This is a genomic window from Bifidobacterium vespertilionis (assembly GCF_008698145.1).
GTDB lineage: Bacteria > Actinomycetota > Actinomycetes > Actinomycetales > Bifidobacteriaceae > Bifidobacterium > Bifidobacterium vespertilionis.
The window spans coordinates 56,717-75,633 of record NZ_RZNZ01000008.1 but is presented as its reverse complement, the minus strand read 5'-3'; the positions used below and the strand labels follow the sequence as shown (position 1 = coordinate 75,633).

The window sequence follows — 18,917 nt, the reverse complement described above, 5'->3', positions numbered from 1 at the left end:
ATGATACACCACGACATGCGCGCCCTGCGACGGCGGCCGCATCCATCAGGACGAGGCCGCCGCCGCGGACAGCCCGCGCCTGCCCACGATCTCGCGCAGAACCGAGACCGCCTGCCCCCGCAGGGTGGCGTCGTCGCCGAGCTCGCACCGGCGCACCCGTATGTTGCTCTGGTAGTCGTTCCGCGACAAGGAGTTGACGGTTTCGCCGCATGCGCCGAGCAGCGTCTCGCCGACGATGTCGGGAGGCCCGTAGACGGCGATGTCGTGAAGGTTCAGCAGGCTCGCCGGCATGGCCAGCGCGCTGCCGAGCCTTGCGCCGGCCTCGGCCAGGATGTCCGCGCGCCGCTCGGGATTCCGGCGGATGCGGTCGCGCAACGCGATGGCCGATACATAGGTCTCCAGACAGCCGCGCTTGCCGCAGGTGCACGCAGGGCCGGCGGGATCGATCACGACATGGCCGATTTCGCCGGCCGCATGGTCATCGCCCTCCACGAACTCGTCGTTCAGCAGCACCGACGCGCCGATGCCCCGAGTGATCTGCACGAGCAGACAGTTGGGATTGCCGTGCCCGAGGAAGCGGTCGGCGAGCAGAGCCGCGTTCGCGTCGTTGTCCACTCGGACCGGCAACGAGAACTCGCCTTCGAGCATGTCGCGAAGCTCCACGTCATCCCAGCCGAGATTGGAACTGGAGATCACCCTCCCCGCGCCGGAAACCACGCCGGGGACGGCCACGCCGATGCCGACGAGCCCCGAACCGGCAAGCCGGATCATCTGGCCCACAAGCGAGAGCACATCGTCGAGATCGACCCGGTCGCCATCATCGAGCACGCGTTCGCGGCGCTCCACGATTCTGGCCCGCAGGTCCATCACGGCGCCGGTCATCACATACGGGCGGGACAGATCGACGCATACCAGACGAAGCACGTCCGCGTCGATGGCCAGCAGGGTGCCCGGCTTGCCCCGGCCGTCGCGCCTGCCCGACCCCAGTTCCCTCAGCAGGCCGTCGTCGATCATCTCGCCGGTCACATCCGTAGCGGTGGCGCGGGAAAGCCCCGTCTCCTTACACAGGTCGGCGCGCGACAGCTGCCGGTCGGGAAACAGTAGCCGGAACAGCAGTCTGCGGTTGTTGGCCCTTGCATCGCTGGGATTGGATTTAGCGTACATGGGAGCCCTCCTCGGGTGAGACGATTGCGGAAAATGCGGAATCACATTATCGGGACGGACATCCCGGCGTCATCCTCGAACGGCTTTCAGGATAACACCCATCAGGGGACTGACAATATGAAAACCCCGGCACTTTGACAAGTTTCCCATCTTTGTACATAATCATGTTCGACATCCAAACAAAATAGTTGCGACATACGGCCAAAGATGGTCGAGCACGGAAAGAAGACCAACATGAACAACACCACACGCGCAGCCATCGCCACGGCCGCCATCGGAGCGCTGCTCATCCCTCTCGCGGGATGCGGCAACACGACAACAAGCTCGGGCAAGACCGAACTGACGGTATGGTCGTGGGACGCCAGCATCGATCGCGCCGCCAAAAACTTCATGAAGGCCAACCCCGACATCACGGTGAAGGTGAGCAACGTCGGCAGCACCGAGGAGACCTACACCGCGCTCAACAACGCGGCCCAGGCCGGCAATGGCCTGCCCGACGTCACCCTGATCGAATACCTCGCCATCCCGCAGTTCGTGCACTCGGACACGCTCATGGATCTGAGCAAGGTCTACGACACCGTCAAGTTCAAGGACACGTTCACTCCCGGCACATGGAACTCCGTGAACATCAACGGCGGCCTGTACGCGATGCCTGCCGACTCGGGCCCCATGGCCTACTTCTACAACAAGGACGTGTTCGACAAGGCCGGTATCGGCCAACCACCGACCACCTGGGACGAGTTCTACGAAGACGCGAAGAAGATCCGCGCCACCGGCTCCTACATCACCTCCGACTCCGGCGACGCCGGCCTGTTCAACGCGATGATGTGGGCCATGGGCGGCCACGCCTACAAACTCAACGACGACAAACTGACCATCAATATCACCAAGGACAAGGGCGCCCAGCGGTTCATGAACCTCTGGCAGAAGATGCGCGACGAAGACCTCATCGACGTCCACACGAAGACCTGGACCGACGACTGGATGAAGTCACTGGGCGACGGCTCCATCGCCAGCCTCATCAGCGGCGCATGGATGGCCAACAACCTCCTGCAGGGCGTGCCCCAAGCCACCGGCAAATTCCGCGTAGCCCTCCTACCCACCATCGACGGAACGCCCATCAACGGCGAATACGGCGGCAGCGGACTGGCCATCACCAAGAAGATCCCCGACGGCAAACTCGACGCCGCCAAGAAGTTCGTCGAATACGTCACCACCAACGACGAAGGCATCGACGCCCGCGTATCCAACGGCAGCTTCCCCGCCACCACCAAGACCCTCGACCAGAAGGACTTCCTCGCCAAGACCACGCTCAGGAACGCCGACGGCAGCGACAACGAGTTCTTCGGCGGACAGAAATACAACGAGGTCTTCTCCCAGGCCGCCAAGAACGTCACCGGCAAATGGGAGTTTCTGCCCTTCGAACCCTACGCCCGCTCCATCTACAACGACAATATGGGATCGTTCTTCTCCGGCAAGACCGATTTCAGGACTGCTGCTGGCAAATGGCAGATAGCGCTAAGAAATTATGCCGCTGACCAAGGATTTGCATCGTTTCAAGATGAATAGATTACAAAGATGACTCCTGTAAGAAATTAGCTATGGTTCATATAGTATTATAAAGGAGTATATAAATTATACTCGTAATTAGATGGATACTTCATGTTAAGCACATTTCATAAATGTGTGAAATATTGACATGGGCCTATGTTTGAATTGAAGTCACTATTTCAGTTGTGTAAAAACACCCGATTTAATCCAATTGATTGCAATTTGGGTGCGGTTTGAAAGATGAAGTTTCGATAGAATTCGACTAACATAGCGTTTGACTGATTTGGTTTCCAGAAATAGTTTTTTTGCTATGTCTTCATTACTGAGTCCTTGTGCGATTAAGGCACATATGTCACGCTCTCTAGTAGTAAGACTCTTGAATGATTCAATAAATATATTTTGTTGGTCTTGAAAAATGAATTTGCTTTGTTGATATTCTACTAGTTTCTTTGTTATTCGTGGAGTAAGAATTTTACCATTTTCAAAAACAGCTTTTATCGATTCCATTAATTGTGATTTACTTATGTCTTTCAGTAGGAATCCGCTGGCTCCAGCGTCGAGCCCGCCGAAGGCGTAGTCGTCTTCGTCGTAGGTGGTGAGGATGAGGGTTCTGATGGTGGGCCAGTGTCTGGCGATGTGTCGGGTTGCTTCGATGCCGTCCATGCCGGGCATGCGCACGTCCATGAGGATCACGTCGGGCAATGGCCGGTGATTGGCATCCAACTGGTTGAGTGTGTCGATGGCGGATTGCCCGTTTTCCGCTGAGGTGATGACGGTGATGTCGGTCACGTCGTCGAGCATGAGCTGGAAACCGAGGCGTGCCAGTCTCTGGTCGTCTACGAGCATCACACGGATCATGGTTGAATCTTCCTTTCGGCCGGTTGCTTCCCGGTCATGTTCCCGGTTGGGGGAATGACCGCTTTGACATGCCATTCGGTGCCATCGACCGGCCCATAGGCGAACGTGCCGCCGGCGTCTTGCACGCGCCGTGACAGTCCGGCCAATCCGGTGCCGTCATCGGGTGCGACGGCTTGCGCCGCACCGGTGGCTCCGTCGTTGCGGACGATGACGGTGACTCCGTTGGGCTGGTGGTTCCATGATACGTTGAGATGCGTGACGTGTCTGCCGTGGCGGATGGCGTTGGTTATGGCCTCTCGGGTCACGTCGAAGCAGAGGTCCGCCTGGGGTTCGTCGTCGGCGCGGATGCCGGTTTCGGTGAATATGGTGATGATGCCGAGCGTGCGGGCATGTGCGAGGATCGGACGGATGTCATCCCATGAACGCATGCTCCGGGATCCCGGTTCAGCAGGGTCTTCGTCGGTCGTGTCGGTTTCAGTCAGTGCGCGCACGGCCTTGCGCGTGTCCGCCAGGCTTTCCCGTGCGATCTCGTTGATGCCTTTCAGGGCCTCGTCCACGCGCGGGTCGCCGGTCTTACCGCTCAATCCCTCGGATAAAGCGATGATCGTGGTCAACCCGTGACCCACGCTGTCGTGCAGCTGTCCGGCGATGCGCGAACGACGCACCGCGGCGTCACGCTGCTTGACGGCGGTCTGCGCGCGCCGGTGTTCCAGGCCGGCGGCGGCCGTGGCTCTCCTGGCTTGAACCATGCCGCGGTGCGCCAGGGCGATCGCGCCGGCGAGGGCGAGTAGGAGGATGCGGCCAGGCCATTCGCCGAGGAACTGGCTGGCGGGCCATGACATGAACGTCGCCAAGGTCACGGCCAACGTCGTCGCGAGGGATCCGATGTACATGCGGCGTTCCCCGGTCGTGCGCATGAACGCGTAAAACGCCGCGACCAGCTGGACCAGCAGAATCGAGTCCGCATGCCAGAAGGACAGCATTAGGGTCAGGACGAGCTGCGACATCAATGTGACGGACGGGACCCGGTAACGGAACATCAAGACCGAGCATGACAGGCACAGGGCCAGCAACAGCAGCACGAATCCGCCGGTCTGCTTGGCGAGCGTGTACATCGGGTCCAATGGGGTGCCGATTATGCGCTCCCACATGAGCATCATGACCTCGACCGCGAGCACGCATAATGGCATGGCTGTGGCCGTGACCCTGCCGACGTTCACCGTTTGCCGTTCCATACGATCCACTGTGCCGTCTCGCCGGGTCATCGGCGTGCTTACTGGGCGAGACAGTCCGCGCCGGGCATCAGGCAGCCGAGCATCGTGACCGAACCGGTGAACAACAAAGTGAATACGATGATGATGGCCAGCCATACGAACGGCGAGAGCAGCGCCCCGATCCATGCGGCGACGCGGCCGCCATGCTCCCATCCGTGCCCGTCGCGGCCGGTGATCCACGCGATCAGCACGCCGGGCAGGGACAGGAACAGTCCGAGCAGCAGGAATCCGACGATCGAATCGTTCGGCGCGGCTTGCAACGGTTGGGGCGGGTTCGGCCGGCCGGGCTCCGGGACGGGCGGTGACGCCGACAGGGGCTTGCCGGGTGACGGTTCGTGATGTGCGGGAATGTCCATGAGCGCCGATCCTTTTGAGTGTCATTGGAGCTTGTTGATGTTGATGGTGCCGTTGTCACCAGGCAATGCACTGATGGAGACCTTGACGATGCCGTCGTCGGCCGTGTAGTCGTATACGCCGGCCTGTTCCTCCTCGGTGGCGTTGCGGGTGAAGCCCGCGTCCTTGATCTTTCGCGCGTAGTCCTTCGCCTCGGCGATGGTCCATGACACGTCGATCAGATAGCCGTTGTCGGTCTCGTCCCTGATACGGGTCGTCACCCGATCGGGTTCGGGCACCCGGCCGGCATACTGGCCGTCCGGCCAGGAGCCTTGGACGGAGCCGCACGCCGCCAGCCCGAACAAGGCCGTCAGGATTAGCAGGAACGCGAGCAGCATGGACACCGGGGCTCGCCTCGGCATGGCCGTGTATCGGACAGGCATGATCTCATCCTCCTTTTCCGAATCCGGTGCCGTCAACGGCTTCTGATCGCGTCGGCCACGCTGCGGCGCAACGCGGGGCGGATCTGCATGTACTGGATGAGGAACAACGCCAGCCAGCAGGCCGCTGCCGCGCCGATCACACCGGTCCACGGGATCTCGGCCACCGGAACACCGACGAGCGTGATGGAGCGTGTGGCGAGCACGAGCGAGCTGACGGCGACCGGGATGAGCGCGAGGACGACCGCGCCGGCGGCCAATTGCAGGCTCTGCCACAGGATCATGCGCGTCACCCGGCGCGGCGACATGCCGATGCTGCGCAGAAGCGCCTGGTCGGCGACCATGCCGCGGTTCGACAACGCGATGACGGCCAGGCTCGTGGCCAGGGACACGATGCACAGCATCGCGATCATCAGCAGCGAGTCCGCGTAGTTCAGGCTCGTCGGATGGCCACCCAGGGCCAGTATCCGCCCGTAGGACCGCGCGCAGGTCAGCAGGGTCGCGGACAATCCCAGAGCCAGTGCGAGCGGGGCGATGGTGTTCATACTGGACACGGCCTTCGCCCTAGCGGCACGGGCCGCGAGCACGCCGGTCGCCGACCCGCACAGGCGGCACATGACGCGTCCCGCGTCCAACAGGATCGGGACCAGCACGCCGGCGAGGACATACATGCCGAACGACGCGATGATCCCGGCCCATAATGCGCCGTTGAACGTCTGGCCGGCCTCCTGTCCGAACGCGCGGGCGCGCGGCATGCCCATGCCGGAGAACGCCAATACCAGCGCCGCCGCCATGACAACCAGTCCCAGCGCCCAGCGCACCCAATACCGCCATCCACGCCGTCCAATCGGCGCGTCCTTGCCGCGGATCGCCTCGATGGGACGGACCTTCGCCGCACGCATCGAGGGCACAAACGCGCCCAGCATGCACGTGACCACGCCCAACAGCAGCGAGCCGAGCCATGCCGCCACGGACGGCGCGAACGCGGGAGGGACGAACGAGCCGAGCCCGCCGGCGAAGCTCTCCGCGGCCATCGCGTCGAACTCGGGAACCGCGAGCAGGCTGGCCGGCATCGCGATCAGTGAACCGAGCAGCGAGCCAATGAGGCTCGCCACGCCCACGAGCATCCACATGCCCGCACGCACCTGGCTCGGGCTGGCGCCCATGAGACGCCATTGCGCGAACGTGCCGCGGATGCGGTCAACCGTGGCCGAACCGACCACCGTGAGCGAGAAGAACGCAAGCAACGCCACCACGACATAGATCGTGACCGACACCATGGCGAACTCGGCCGGATCCAAACCCGCCAGCCGGGCGGCCGACGCGAACGACGGCGACGAGGTCCACACGAACTGGTTCATGCACACGCCCACCAGCGTGGTCACCACCGCGACCACCATGATCGTGGGCACCCAACCCGCGAGATTGTCGCGGAACACGCGAAGCACATACCTACCCACGGCGAACCTCCTGACCGTGCTGCGACATGGGCGGCTCGAACGTGCGGCGCATGCCCTCGACGATCTGCCCGGCGGTCAGCCTGCCCGCGACGTGGGTGATCCCGCCGTCACGCAGGAAGACTACGCGGTCGGCCAGTGCGGCGGCATCCGTGTCATGCGTGACCATGACCACGCTGGAACCCGAATCCGCCAGCTCGCGCAGCACCTGCAGCACGAGCTCGCTGTTCGCGGTGTCGAGCGCGCCGGTGGGCTCGTCGGCGAACACCACCGCCGGACGCAAGAGCAGGGCCCGGCACAGGGCCACGCGCTGCTGCTCTCCACCGGACAGGGCGCTCACCACGGTCCTCGCCCTCTGGCGCAGGCCGAACCGGGACAGCAGCTGCGTGACATGCACGTAGTCGGCCTTGCGATGGGCGAGCGAGAGCGGCAGCGTCACGTTCTCCTCGACCGTCAGATACGGCACGAGGTTGTACTGCTGGAACACGAAACCGATATGCCCGCGGATGAACCGCGAACGACGCTCCTCGTCCAACGCGTAGATGTCGGTGCCGCCGATGACGACCCGGCCCGAGTCGGGCCTGTCCAAACCGGACAACACGTACAACAGAGAGGTCTTGCCCGCTCCCGAAGGCCCGACGATCGCCGTCAACCCGGCACCGGGAATATCCAACGAGACATCATTGAGAATCACACTCGGACTGGAACCATCAGCGGAAGCCACACGCTTGACCAGCCCACGCGCCTGAATCGATAAATATGTATTTACCCCAATGAAGTCATTTGGTTGTTTTTTCATGGACGAGAATCCTTCCTACGAGAGTGCTACTGCCGACAGTATCCATAAAGACGAGTCAATCGTCTATGCCGGAGAGACGATTGACATCAAAAGATGTCAATCTGTGTCGAAGAGAGAGTCGAGTAACCATATAGTTGATAAACAGCCACCGGTCAAAGAATCATCAGAATTGTGATGTCCTTCATCTAAAAGTTGCAAAAACACCGAATTATGTGCGGACGGAACAATAGCCGAATATGAATTCAGCCATTGTTCCGTATATAAGAGAGGCGCCTTTATATCATTCTTGCCGGCAGTAATCCAAATGTCAGGAGCTTGATTAGAAAAATCAGCTGGAAGACGCCGCAATTGCGCCAAAGGTGAAAACGAGTCATAGCAAGAAGATGATGATGGATATCCGAATTCATCCCAATCGCTAATTGTAAGTGGATTGTCGGGGTTTGTGAGAATCAATTCCGGTGTTAAAAAAGGGTGCGATAATTGAACAATTTTGAAATAATCCGGGCGGCGCAATGCGGCAGAAAGAACAACCAAAGCGCCGGCGCTTGAACCCACTGCTCCAATGCGTTTGGCGTCACATAAGTTATTTGCAATCAATCCTTTAGTGCAATCGAGAAAATCATTGATAGATATGAACTTATTGTTTTTTATCGCTTGCCTATGCCATTCCTCCCCATACTCGCCCCCACCTCGAATATGGCAGAAGGCAACAGTTATGCCGGACTGTATGACATATGAAATCAAACGGTCATAGGCTCCCTCAAGTGCGATTCCATAACATCCGTATGCCATCAATAGAATAGGAGACTGCTCGAGAATACTATCAAGTCTATAAAAAAGTGTAATGGGAATATTTGTTTGATCTCTACTCCGGATAATACTTTTGCGACAGTGAATATTAGGTGTGGACGATACAGCCTCTAAGAATCCTTTCCTATTTCCTGTTACAATTTGCGTTTGATGGATTGGAGATGATATGCAGAAAACAGGGAACCTATCCTGAAATCCAAGAAAACTAATAACTCCACAAGGAGGAGCTTTCCATATCCCATTTTGTCCGAGAGATGGAATCCAGATGGCGGAGTCGCCCGATAGGCGTCCTATCACATAAACAATCCCATTACGCTTTTGCAATGATTTAGGAATAAATCCATGGGGAGACTGAATCATTTGCCTATCATGTATATCGTTAAAAAAGTTAATAATTAGAAGTTGGTTATTGACGATAGCATATAGAAGAGTATTTGTAATCTCCATCGAATCAATGGGGAGTGATGCAGTAATTTCCCTAAAGCGTGTGTCTCTTTCGCCGAAATCATCGAAAAACAGCATACGAGAATTGTCTCCGTGCGTCATTCTTATAACAATAACCGCATCATTACTGCAAACGAAAGATAATATATCATATTCACTATTTGTGCCGTATACTTCAATGATGCCACACTTGTTTGCCATCATTAGTTTATACGGGCGATTTGATTTGCTTTTATTAATCCAATAGATAGAATGGTATGTCGTTCTTATCTGAGGTACAACATTGTTGCACCTTAGAAGAATATTGGCGGATTGCTTTTTCAATTCATATAATGAAATAGTGTAAAAATCAGTTTTTGGCATCTGCGTTAATAATGCCGCTATTGTCTTCTCTGAATTAATGTAAAAACCAGATATTCTTCCAATCGGTTTTTGACATAAATGAATATATTGCGACGGATCATCCTTGAAATGAATTACTAGTTCATTATTAATTTGCATTAATTCGAGCGATTGATTACTGGAATAATGAAAATTATTTGTATCCTCTATTAAATGTTCACAAAGTTGTTGCGCCTTGCTGCGATACTTGTCAGAGAATTCTTCATACAATTTGATGGGTTGATTGAGTGTTGTACACTTCATAGTTACTCCATTGCAAAAGTGTCTGGCATCAATTTTGCGAATTGGTGCCAGACACTTGTCTTGTCAGCAGTTGCTGTAGGTCAAGGTACTCGGCAGGCCCGGGCAGGGGCCATTGAAGCTAAACGTGCTGATACGTGCTGCATCATCCGTTTCGCCGTCAGCAGTCAAGATTTGAAAATCAAGAACGTTGTTTCCCATTGTGCACCTCCTTTCTAATATCTAAGGAATCGTTCCATGACAGGAACGGTATGCCTGACCATTTCCCCTGGAGTGCGGCAAGAGATCCGAGGACTCCGGCGGATCCGGTCAGAAAATCACACGACAGTTTTAGTCCTTGATTTCCTCGGACATAAAAACCGCCTTTACTTGGAATGATAAATAGTCGAAGAGAATCGCAATATGAGTTAATTACCTGATATTCCAGCTTGCTTTTATCGTCCTTTGCATTCAGAAAAGTCAAAAAGCCTGACATACCATATGCGTATGTTCCCTGTGCACACTGATAGTAGGTGCATGCGCGAACTAGGGACTCATACTCTTTGTCCAAGAGACATTCTCCGGTCGCTTTTCGCAAGGCATATAAAGCGATTGCAATACCGCATGACCCGGTTCCCAGATATGGCAGAGTTCTCCACTTTTCATCGTATTCCATGGTCATATTTTGGGTCAAAACACATTTTTTAATATCGTTTTGTATTGCATGTAGTGCATAATCCACATATTTTTCATCTCGATCAACCGTTCTATAGATTTCGGCCCACAATAAGGCCGCGCCAGACCAGCCATATAATAATCCAGCGGATTCACATTCGACATCGTTGGTAAGCATGTTCTGCAACTTTGATGAGGCTAAAAATAGTTCATCATATGATTTATTCGACCCGATACTTAGGTCATTTAGGCCGACGCCAGCCCATCCGGACCAATAAGTAGGATTAATGGGGTTTGCCACGGGCAAAGAATGTGCTTCTCGAGCGAGTTCATCAAATCCCGCCATGCGTAAGCCATACTCCAAACCATCTTTGCCGGCGAATCCTCGGTTTTTAACGCCCGAAAGATGATTTAAAATCCATTGAGATGCTTTTTGAACCGATGCGGAATCTATTGGATCACCTGCCAAAGCTAACGTCGACAAAGCACCCGCAACGCCATAAGGGTATCCCACCGAGGCTTGTACAGCATTAGGGCCAAATAGTTCTATATCACCGGGTAGAGCAACTGTAGCGCCTTCATCAAAATGAAGGTGTGCCTTTATTCCCCGAGCTAGTCCATGTATTAAATCTTCAATAGAAGCGAGATTGACAGCTCGCTGATCCAAGGATAGCTGAGTATTTTTAGATGTCTTTTGAATTATAGATTCGATGGAGTCTTCGTTAATATCGAGATGACTCTGCGCGTGTCTAGCGATTCGTATAATGCTTCCTTCATTGCCCTGATCTGTAATGGTGGCTTGAGGAAGAAGCATATCTAACTCCAGCAACCCTAATGAACAAAAATCTGCGTCGGTGCCGGTAAACCCTGTCAGAGGACCATATCCTGGTGCTATTTGTTTAATTCGCCATCCTTTATCCATTTTGTGCGCGAATTCAAAATCAATAAATTTAGGATTAACTCCGTTTTCCATAATGATATTTTTAGGGTGAATATCACCAAGAAGCCATCCGTGTCGATGAAAGAGCGACATTGCTTTATCAAGCTGTGAAACGGTATGATCAACCCATTGCCCAAAGGCAGCATTATCTAGTTTCCAAGGAGCTGGCTTTAGTATGGGAGTTCTAAGCATGCATTCATGCTTAAGGTTGTTCCCTGGTATTTTCTCCATCACGAGATAAAGGTTTTCCCATGCTCTCAACATTCCGAATACCTGAGGCACAAAGCCCGTATCTTGTAATTCGGATAAGACATGTTCTTCGTGCTTCAAACGATATACAGCATCATGGCCGTCGGAATCAAGCGCCGTATATGGTCGCGCCTCCTTTAGTACAACGATAGTTCCTTTTGAAACGTATTCATCCGTCAACGCCTCTGCGGTATACACACCTCCACCGCATGAAAAATGCATAGCTGATTTCATCTCGAATGGGAATGGTATAGATTGAGATTCTATGGATTCGTGTAGAAATTCCGGTATTTTCACCCAATCCGGCACGATAAAGGTAGGACGACGTACATCTTCCTCCTCGACTCCGTCGGGCCTTTTCAATACACTTATATATTTTGTCTTATCCTTAGGCGGGATAAAAGCGCCGAAGCGATAGAATATAGGCCCGTTCCTCCAACGTCTATCCGAAAGGATATAGGGTCCTGACTCATTCCCAATAATGTCGTCTAACCCATTGAGAGTAGAATGAAACTCCAATTCGTTTACTGGATATATTGTAATATATTTTCCGGCAGCAGCCCTATCGGTATATTTACTGTTTTAATCAAAAAAATCAGCTTTTGTTGATAGATATTTAAATGCGACTTTTTTTGAAAAACAATAATTTGATACTTCTCTTAATATCTTTTCATAATTCCAAAGAGTTGCCGAGATGTGAATCTTCCATCCCTGTTCCGGAATTTTAACATTACTAGGACGACAATTTGTCCATGGGGTACCTTTATATATCTTCCAATTATTTGGAAAGTGAATTTCATCATCAAGTCTTGGCGAAGATTGACGATCTGGTGGCTCATAGAAGGAACTGTTGGACTGACAGAATGGGATATATTTTAGGTCGATGGGCACGATTCTGTCTCTTTCCTTATTAATGGCTTATGACATTTTTATTACATCACCTATTCGCGTGCCGCGCGACCCGTTATGGGTTATCTGTCATCTCCAGATGACAAGAGATAAGAGTCGATATAGATTTCCGTCCAGTCGTCGGCCTTGTCATCATATGATGATATATACATTTTTTGTATAGTTTATGTCTGTATTTGTTATAGAGTTAGTCAGAGTGTTGCTTATTTGACCTAGCGGAACATAGTGTATTTTGTGTAGATGTCCAATCGGTTGTAATCGGTGAAAAGTGATATATATGCAGCATATATAAAATAACTATATTTTATAGTTAGATGAGGAATTATTGTAATAAATCGCCAAATTTCTTTTAGCTATGAGATATATTGTTCCGTTGCGAGATTGCGATAAAATGGTGCCGTTTTAAAAAGTTGTTTATGGGTTCCCGATCCGATAATCCGCCCTTGATTAAGTACATATATAAGATCGGAGTCAATTATCGTGGCGAGTCGATGCGCAACGATAATAAAAGTGCGGCCTTCTACCTGAGTCAATAGCTGAGTGATAAGGCGTTCGTTATCGGCGTCCAGGTTTGCGGTGGCTTCGTCGAGCAGGATGATTTTTGCCGTGGAAAGAAGGGCGCGGGCTATGGCGAGTCTTTGGCGTTCTCCGCCTGATAGCATGATTCCGTTTTCCCCTATCTGCATATCAAGACCTTTGTCGGATCGATCTAGCAGATGGGAGAGATTCACGGATTCCAATACCCGTCGGCATTCATCATCGCTACAATCGTTTGATCCGAGAAGTAGGTTCTCTCGTATGCTACCGGACAGTGCCGGTGAATCCTGTTCCACGTATGCGATGTGGCTGCGTAAATCGTCTCGATCACAGGTTGTTATGTCCTTACCGAGTACATTGATATTTCCGCTGGAAGGATCATAGAAACGTTCGATAAGTTGCAGGATCGTGCTTTTCCCTGCCCCTGAGGGCCCGACAAGTGCCGTGACACTTCCTTGGGATATGGAGAGATTCAGGTCACGCAGAATTGGTTTGGATCCATAGGAGAAGTAGACGTGTTGGAATTCCACCGCTGGCGGACGGGGCCCGCTGTGTGCCAGCGGCATATGTTCATTGATTGTTGCGACGACGGTGTCAGAGTCCTTTTCTTCGGGAATATCCAATATTTCCCGTATACGGTTCATTGCGGCCATTGAATTGCCGATTTGTGAGCCTGCGTAAATGATCTGGCTGAGCGGTGAGATGCTGATGAACAGCAACATGATGAACTGAGTAAGTTTCTCTACGGATAGCAGCCCTGTGGTTACGCGCCATAATCCCAGACCGAACACAATGATAGCTGCGAGTTGCAGGGCTATCGTGGCCAGTGGATTGACGATCGACTGGATTTTGGCAATCTTGAGTCCGGACAGGCGGACGCGGTTGATCAAGGCGGCAATAACCTTATTCTCGTTCTCGAAGCCGTTTGAAGCGCGTATGGTGCGGATGCCGGCGAGATCACGATTGAGCGTGGAGGTAAGGTCGCCGAGCGTGTATTGGCTGTCATAGCTTGCTCGTTCGATGAATTTAGCGGACAGCAGCATGAGCGTGAATACCGTAAGGAGCAAGGTGATCGCTGTGCCGAATAGGATCGGGTCAAGCATTGCCATAAACGCAGCGGAACCGATGACGGTGATGAAACCTGATGCAAGGGCTGATGTGCACTGCATGAATGCATTACGCAGTTGTGAGGTGTCGTTGCCGACACGGCTGAGCAGGTCGCCGGAGTCACGTTGATCGTATTCGCGTATGGGCAGACGTAGCAGGTGTTTGCTTAGTGCGAGACGAGCATCCCTTACGATATCCTCCCCTGTGCTCTGCAATTGGTAGTTCTGTAGGGCTGATATAGCTCCTGAAGCGGTGACGAGTAACAGCATTCCGGCAATGACGGGCCACTGGGGAACCTGGAATACACCATTCTGGAAGAAGTTGGTCATGTACTTAGGCACGAGCAGCGTCATAACGGCTCCTATGGCTCCAAGACATAGGATGAGTGCCAGCCGTCCTCGGTATTTTCGGAGAGGAGAAATCAGATTGTACATGGAGGCATGTTTCATGTGCATGGTGTCGTCCGGGTCGTTGGCGGTCATTGCGTATCTTTCCGTTCGGAACTGGTTCTGGTGATGGTGTACCGTCTGACGGCATCAGGTTCGCCGATGGGTATGCCGTTGGCTTCGACCCAGGCGTGTGCGCGAAAGGGACGATCGGTGAACCCGGTGCACCATGTGACGGATCGGCGAGATATGCGGCATGCCGCCGCCGTGGAGAGCGACCGAAGCAGACAACCCTGCTGGCTGCGGCATCTGCGGCTTACCGAACATACGGCGTTGCGGTAACGCTTCGCCATGTCGGCATCGGCTGGCGGATACCGTTCGGACCACGTTTCAAGCCGGCGGCAGAACTTTCCGATTCGTTGTCGTTCCATCCGTCTTCCGATAATGATGGCAATCAGCGCCACCAGGCGGTCGTGAAAGTTGACGCGTGTGGTTGCTTCCGGCTGTAGAGGGATACTCATAGGCGCACGTGCTTCCCTATATCGGCGAGGAATCGTTCCGTATCCCGGACGATGATTTGTCTGTCGGTCTGATATTCTTCGGCGATTGCGTTCATGCAATCCTCGACGGTTTTGCCGTGCATCAGACCGTCGAGGATGATTCGGCCTATTTCGTTGACCTGCAGGTATTCGCCGGTGTCGTTGACGAATACGATTGCCCCTCCCTCTTTGGGATATAGGGATATCTGGTCTTTCAGGCTGGTGTTCGCCATCGTGTTATCGGTTTGCATGTCTTAGCCACCTTTCCACTGCCGCGACTCGTTGCATTTCAAACAGAAACGTGATGTCAGGCATCGGCATGGAAGCTCGACGCCGTACGGCTGGTATATCGATCAGTCCTTCTTCGTCCAGCACTCCGCCGGCGATTGAGTCGAGCAGCGTGTCTTTCGAGCGTTGCCATGCCAGATACAGTGAATATGAGTGATCGCCTTTGACGGGACGCCGGAATATCGTTTCGGGGACTATACCCTTGAGCGCCCGGTACAATACGGCTTTGTGTAGATTTCCCTCGGTGCGTGCACTGATTGGGGCGCATAGCGCATAGCCCACGATTCCACGGTCCAGGTAGGGGGAGCGGAACGTTATGTCGTCGGAGGCGAACGTCCGATTAACCTGATTGAGCATTCGTGCCTGCATTGACAGAGAGTAGAGCGCCTGATGACGGCTTCGGTCGGGGCTTAATGGCCGAATGTCGGCGTGTTTCAATTGTGATTCAATGGCGCCATATAGGGTATCCCTGGCTTTCGCGGTCAGGAATTCGGGAATGCGTATGGCATCGTGCCATCCACAAGGCGAGGAGCGATGGCCATGATCTTGTTCCGCGTCCAGGAGCGATGACCGTAATTCCTCATGCAGATCGGTGCTGTCGGTCAGATCGAGAATTGCCTGATAGGGTGGGACCCGGTAATCGGCGCTGTATTGTCTTCGAATGTCCCGTAGCCGCAGCGGGTGTTCCCGCAGACAACTCCATGATGAGGATGGCATGGATGCGAACAGCTCGTCTCCTCCGAAACCCGTGACATGGATACGGCTTGTGTCTGCTTCCATTTCGGAGATTCGGCTGAGATAGCCTTCGATATCGCTCCAGAAGACCGGTTCTTCAGGTATCTCTCTGTTGGGATATTCGGCTGTGGATTCGAATGATCTGTTTCCATCCACGACTCGGCCGATTTTGATGAGTGGCATCCGAACGTCCTCGGAGATTCGCTCGGCCCATCGGGAATCCTGATTCATTGGATCGTCGGGTGTTTCATGATACAGGGGCATACGAACCCCCTCACTGGCGAAGATGTATGCGATGGCGGCGGAATCCACTCCTCCGGACACATCGGCGGATAGTGGTGCCTCATTGCGCCACTCATCCGCGATCGTCAGGAAACGGCTCCTTAGCGATGCCAGAATTACGTCGTTTGAAACATGTTTTATGGGTGAAGGTTCCGCTCTCGTATATCGCGGCCTATTGGATTTGTCGAGGTGCAGTGTGGTTGCGGCGGGTACGGAATGTATGTTCCTCCATGGGGATTTGTCCCCTCGCAGGCTGTCAGGGAGCGAAGGCAGCAGATCCATGATGATGCGTTCCATGTCAAGATCGGCGTTCGTGATGCTTGCAAGCCGGAAGGCGCTGTCCGACAGGAGCACTTCATCTTCGGAGACGGTCCAGAACATGCGATCGCCACTCAACAGAGGAACCTGGACGCATGTTCCCTCGTCATTGATGCTGATGGAGGCGGGAAGCTTCGAACGGTCCGTCGGCTTCCCGCCGCGGACAATCACGGTACGGTTTGGGTTCTTATGCGTAAACGGCATCACGTTTCCCTATCCTGATACAGCTAGGGATCATCAATATATGCAGGGTTTCGGTCAGTTCGATCCCCAAGAGAACGGGGCCTTGGCTCCGCCAACATCGACATAGTTGCCGAACCATACGCCATTGGTTGCTTCCTTGAATGATGCGATGACCTCAACGACAGGAGGCACATAATCCTTCATCTTCGTTCTCCTCATGTTCTGTATATGGAACCGGATTGCATGCCGGTGCATGCCATTCCAGTTAACCTGATTTGGATGGTACATCCAAGAATGTGTTTGGTGTTTGTCATCTTCGGATGACAAACACCAAACACATGGACCTATGGGAGCGGGTGATCCGCCGGCGTTTTTCAGTCTTCCTTCCAGAGCTGGCCGCGGGAACCCTCTTTTACCACGGTGCCTTTATCCAGTACCACAACATCATCGGTAATCGGCTTCAGTCTGCCGTCCGGTTCGGATGCGATGAGCACCGCAACGCCACGATTCGCCTGCTTCCGTATCTGCTCGCAGATCCAATTCGTGCCCGATTGATCAAGTGCCTGGAGCGGTTCGTCTACGATCAGAGCTTTGGGGTTGGGAAGCAGAGCTATAGCGAATCGCATTTTGAGGACACCGATCGGAGCGAGATCGTGGAGCTTGACGGTGAGAAGATTCTGCAGTTCGGTCATGTGAATGATCCCGTCAAGAAGCGAATCAGACGTCCCGGCCCAGAGCGCCTTCCAACGAAGATAGGTTCCGGCCGAGTAATACGGGGACAGTGAAATGGCTTCGGGCATTGCACTCACAACGTTTTTTGGTATACGGGATGTGCCATAGGGTTTGCCACAGGTGGATATGCATCCGGAATCCGGGATATCCAGTCCCAACAGCATCCGGAGAACAGTTGTTTTGCCGGCGTCATGCGGTCCCATCAGAACGGTGACTCGACCTGCATAGGCGGCAAATGAGATCCCATGCAATTCGCGACCGGCATGATTGAATGAGACGTTCTCAAACGCGATGATGGGTGAAGCCGAATCGGGCAGCTGGCACATCGTTTTCCTTTCTTCGATTGACCCGAGCCGCAATAATCGAAGTCCCCCCCCCCCCTAACGGTTTTTGGATACTGCCCTATCTTAGGGGATGGCAGAAGTGACGTGATATATATGCTAGGTTTGTTCCGTTCGCTTGAGCGATGGACATAGACAGTTAACCAGTTCGCTCTATTCTCCAATAAAAGGATTGTGGTGTTTGTCATCTGAAGATGACAAACACCACAATCCTTGAGATGAATATCGTGATTTTTATGCTGGTTTGCCGCCTGTTATTTGGTCCAGCCCCGATTGATACCAGGCTATGGCGATTTGAACCCGGTCCCGCATGTGCATTCTGGCCAATATGCGGCTTACCGTGCGCCGTACCGATGTCGTTTCGATGAATAGGCGCTCCGCGATTTCCTGATTGGACAAGCCTGCCGCCACGAGTTCCGCGACTTCACGTTCCCGCTTGGAAAGTCCGTCGAATAGGCTTCGTAGCAGCTTGATGCGGGTGTTGTCCGATATGGGCCGAACCCCGCGATTGAGCACTTCACCGGTGATTCTCGGTGTCAATACCGCATCTCCGTTATGCACGGCGTGTACGGCGTCACGTAGCTGTTTGGGGGTCGCATCCTTGAGCAGGAATCCGGATGCCCCGCGCGCCAATCCGTCGAAGGCGTAATCGTCCTCATCGTATGTGGTCAGGATCAGTATCTGGATTTGGGGGAATTGCTCCTTGATGATGCCCGTCGCCTCTATGCCGTCCATGACGGGCATGCGCACGTCCATCAGAATCACGTCAGGCAGTTGCTGCGGTGATTGCCGTAGGAACTCGATTGCTTGGGCGCCGTCCGCGGCCTGTGAGCTGACGATGATGTTCGGATCGTTGTTCAGCATCATCATGAAGCCGGTGCGCGCCCCTCGCATGTCATCGACCAGCATGACCTTGATGATGTCGTCTCTTGCATCCTTCATGGT

18 protein-coding genes and 1 pseudogene are annotated in these 18,917 nt (G+C 53.8%); 1 reads left to right on the top strand and 18 read right to left on the bottom strand.

What is annotated here, in order from left to right:
* Nucleotides 1-45: 45 nt before the first annotated feature.
* Nucleotides 46-1,164 (bottom strand): ROK family protein, encoded by a 1,119-nt coding sequence (locus tag EMO90_RS06955; protein WP_044088998.1) that lies wholly within the window; start codon nt 1,162-1,164, stop codon nt 46-48.
* Nucleotides 1,165-1,398: 234 nt separating this feature from the next.
* On the opposite strand from EMO90_RS06955, the gene EMO90_RS06950 reads away from it, so the two are divergent.
* The gene (locus EMO90_RS06950) at nt 1,399-2,733 is read left to right on the top strand and encodes an ABC transporter substrate-binding protein (protein WP_043164978.1); all 1,335 of its coding nucleotides are present in this window, start codon (nt 1,399-1,401) and stop codon (nt 2,731-2,733) included.
* 156 nt (nt 2,734-2,889) lie between these two features.
* Here the strand turns inward: EMO90_RS06950 and EMO90_RS06945 are convergent, their stop codons facing one another.
* The 17 genes and pseudogenes from EMO90_RS06945 to EMO90_RS06870 all read right to left on the bottom strand — a co-directional run bounded on the left by EMO90_RS06945 (nt 2,890) and on the right by EMO90_RS06870 (nt 18,914).
* Entirely contained in the window at nt 2,890-3,573 is a 684-nt protein-coding gene (locus EMO90_RS06945; protein ID WP_043164775.1) for a response regulator transcription factor, read from the bottom strand.
* The gene (locus EMO90_RS06940; protein ID WP_223849699.1) at nt 3,570-4,751 is read right to left on the bottom strand and encodes a sensor histidine kinase; all 1,182 of its coding nucleotides are present in this window, start codon (nt 4,749-4,751) and stop codon (nt 3,570-3,572) included. The genes EMO90_RS06945 and EMO90_RS06940 overlap by 4 nt, the downstream gene beginning before the upstream one ends.
* Before the next feature lie 95 nt (nt 4,752-4,846).
* Nucleotides 4,847-5,203: a hypothetical protein gene (locus EMO90_RS06935; RefSeq protein ID WP_052119033.1), complete on the bottom strand. Its 357-nt coding sequence runs from the start codon at nt 5,201-5,203 to the stop codon at nt 4,847-4,849.
* A 21-nt stretch (nt 5,204-5,224) separates the two neighbouring features.
* A complete protein-coding gene (locus EMO90_RS06930; RefSeq protein WP_043164778.1) occupies nt 5,225-5,623 on the bottom strand; it encodes a DUF6591 domain-containing protein in 399 nt (132 codons plus the stop codon).
* A 32-nt stretch (nt 5,624-5,655) separates the two neighbouring features.
* Complete coding sequence (locus EMO90_RS06925) at nt 5,656-7,080, bottom strand: FtsX-like permease family protein (RefSeq protein ID WP_043164780.1); 1,425 nt, start codon at nt 7,078-7,080, stop codon at nt 5,656-5,658.
* Nucleotides 7,073-7,771 (bottom strand): ABC transporter ATP-binding protein, encoded by a 699-nt coding sequence (locus EMO90_RS06920; RefSeq protein WP_223847561.1) that lies wholly within the window; start codon nt 7,769-7,771, stop codon nt 7,073-7,075. Before EMO90_RS06920 ends, EMO90_RS06925 begins: the two co-directional genes overlap by 8 nt.
* Before the next feature lie 201 nt (nt 7,772-7,972).
* Nucleotides 7,973-9,775 carry a prolyl oligopeptidase family serine peptidase gene (locus tag EMO90_RS06915; protein ID WP_150353646.1) on the bottom strand — a complete coding sequence of 601 codons (1,803 nt, stop codon included), beginning with the start codon at nt 9,773-9,775 and terminating at the stop codon, nt 7,973-7,975.
* Between the two features lie 63 nt (nt 9,776-9,838).
* Nucleotides 9,839-9,973 carry a hypothetical protein gene (locus tag EMO90_RS12600; RefSeq protein WP_257798101.1) on the bottom strand — a complete coding sequence of 45 codons (135 nt, stop codon included), beginning with the start codon at nt 9,971-9,973 and terminating at the stop codon, nt 9,839-9,841.
* The gene (locus tag EMO90_RS06910; protein WP_150353647.1) at nt 9,954-11,849 is read right to left on the bottom strand and encodes a protein kinase domain-containing protein; all 1,896 of its coding nucleotides are present in this window, start codon (nt 11,847-11,849) and stop codon (nt 9,954-9,956) included. Before EMO90_RS06910 ends, EMO90_RS12600 begins: the two co-directional genes overlap by 20 nt.
* Before the next feature lie 33 nt (nt 11,850-11,882).
* A pseudogene (locus tag EMO90_RS12820) lies at nt 11,883-12,506 on the bottom strand (class III lanthionine synthetase LanKC N-terminal domain-containing protein); the annotation flags it as partial.
* Nucleotides 12,507-12,877: 371 nt separating this feature from the next.
* On the bottom strand, nt 12,878-14,650 hold the full coding sequence (locus tag EMO90_RS06900) for an ABC transporter ATP-binding protein (RefSeq protein WP_043164784.1): 1,773 nt from the start codon (nt 14,648-14,650) through the stop codon (nt 12,878-12,880).
* Complete coding sequence (locus EMO90_RS12725; RefSeq protein WP_081886553.1) at nt 14,647-15,075, bottom strand: lasso peptide biosynthesis B2 protein; 429 nt, start codon at nt 15,073-15,075, stop codon at nt 14,647-14,649. Before EMO90_RS12725 ends, EMO90_RS06900 begins: the two co-directional genes overlap by 4 nt.
* Nucleotides 15,072-15,344 (bottom strand): PqqD family protein, encoded by a 273-nt coding sequence (locus tag EMO90_RS06890; protein ID WP_043164786.1) that lies wholly within the window; start codon nt 15,342-15,344, stop codon nt 15,072-15,074. The genes EMO90_RS12725 and EMO90_RS06890 overlap by 4 nt, the downstream gene beginning before the upstream one ends.
* Nucleotides 15,331-16,920: an asparagine synthase-related protein gene (locus tag EMO90_RS06885; protein ID WP_150335866.1), complete on the bottom strand. Its 1,590-nt coding sequence runs from the start codon at nt 16,918-16,920 to the stop codon at nt 15,331-15,333. Before EMO90_RS06885 ends, EMO90_RS06890 begins: the two co-directional genes overlap by 14 nt.
* A 54-nt stretch (nt 16,921-16,974) precedes the next feature.
* On the bottom strand, nt 16,975-17,103 hold the full coding sequence (locus tag EMO90_RS06880; RefSeq protein ID WP_150353649.1) for a lasso RiPP family leader peptide-containing protein: 129 nt from the start codon (nt 17,101-17,103) through the stop codon (nt 16,975-16,977).
* A 170-nt stretch (nt 17,104-17,273) separates the two neighbouring features.
* Nucleotides 17,274-17,957 carry an ATP-binding cassette domain-containing protein gene (locus EMO90_RS06875; RefSeq protein ID WP_043164790.1) on the bottom strand — a complete coding sequence of 228 codons (684 nt, stop codon included), beginning with the start codon at nt 17,955-17,957 and terminating at the stop codon, nt 17,274-17,276.
* A 249-nt stretch (nt 17,958-18,206) separates the two neighbouring features.
* Nucleotides 18,207-18,914, bottom strand: a complete 708-nt coding sequence (locus EMO90_RS06870; RefSeq protein WP_032743799.1) for a response regulator transcription factor — start codon at nt 18,912-18,914, stop codon at nt 18,207-18,209.
* Nucleotides 18,915-18,917 lie beyond the last annotated feature (3 nt).

Excerpts from the sequence above, each read along its gene's own strand:
- EMO90_RS12600 (WP_257798101.1), bottom strand. The coding sequence starts at position 9,973 with ATGGGAAACAACGTTCTTGATTTTCAAATCTTGACTGCTGACGGCGAA.
- EMO90_RS06930 (WP_043164778.1), bottom strand. The coding sequence starts at position 5,623 with ATGCCTGTCCGATACACGGCCATGCCGAGGCGAGCCCCGGTGTCCATG.
- EMO90_RS06875 (WP_043164790.1), bottom strand. The coding sequence starts at position 17,957 with ATGTGCCAGCTGCCCGATTCGGCTTCACCCATCATCGCGTTTGAGAAC.
- EMO90_RS06915 (WP_150353646.1), bottom strand. The coding sequence starts at position 9,775 with ATGAAGTGTACAACACTCAATCAACCCATCAAATTGTATGAAGAATTC.
- EMO90_RS06935 (WP_052119033.1), bottom strand. The coding sequence starts at position 5,203 with ATGGACATTCCCGCACATCACGAACCGTCACCCGGCAAGCCCCTGTCG.
- EMO90_RS06900 (WP_043164784.1), bottom strand. The coding sequence starts at position 14,650 with ATGACCGCCAACGACCCGGACGACACCATGCACATGAAACATGCCTCC.
- EMO90_RS06870 (WP_032743799.1), bottom strand. The coding sequence starts at position 18,914 with ATGAAGGATGCAAGAGACGACATCATCAAGGTCATGCTGGTCGATGAC.
- EMO90_RS06910 (WP_150353647.1), bottom strand. The coding sequence starts at position 11,849 with ATGAAATCAGCTATGCATTTTTCATGCGGTGGAGGTGTGTATACCGCA.
- EMO90_RS06950 (WP_043164978.1), top strand. The coding sequence starts at position 1,399 with ATGAACAACACCACACGCGCAGCCATCGCCACGGCCGCCATCGGAGCG.
- EMO90_RS06880 (WP_150353649.1), bottom strand. The coding sequence starts at position 17,103 with ATGAAGGATTATGTGCCTCCTGTCGTTGAGGTCATCGCATCATTCAAG.
- EMO90_RS06890 (WP_043164786.1), bottom strand. The coding sequence starts at position 15,344 with ATGCAAACCGATAACACGATGGCGAACACCAGCCTGAAAGACCAGATA.
- EMO90_RS06955 (WP_044088998.1), bottom strand. The coding sequence starts at position 1,164 with ATGTACGCTAAATCCAATCCCAGCGATGCAAGGGCCAACAACCGCAGA.
- EMO90_RS06945 (WP_043164775.1), bottom strand. The coding sequence starts at position 3,573 with ATGATCCGTGTGATGCTCGTAGACGACCAGAGACTGGCACGCCTCGGT.
- EMO90_RS12725 (WP_081886553.1), bottom strand. The coding sequence starts at position 15,075 with ATGAGTATCCCTCTACAGCCGGAAGCAACCACACGCGTCAACTTTCAC.
- EMO90_RS06885 (WP_150335866.1), bottom strand. The coding sequence starts at position 16,920 with ATGCCGTTTACGCATAAGAACCCAAACCGTACCGTGATTGTCCGCGGC.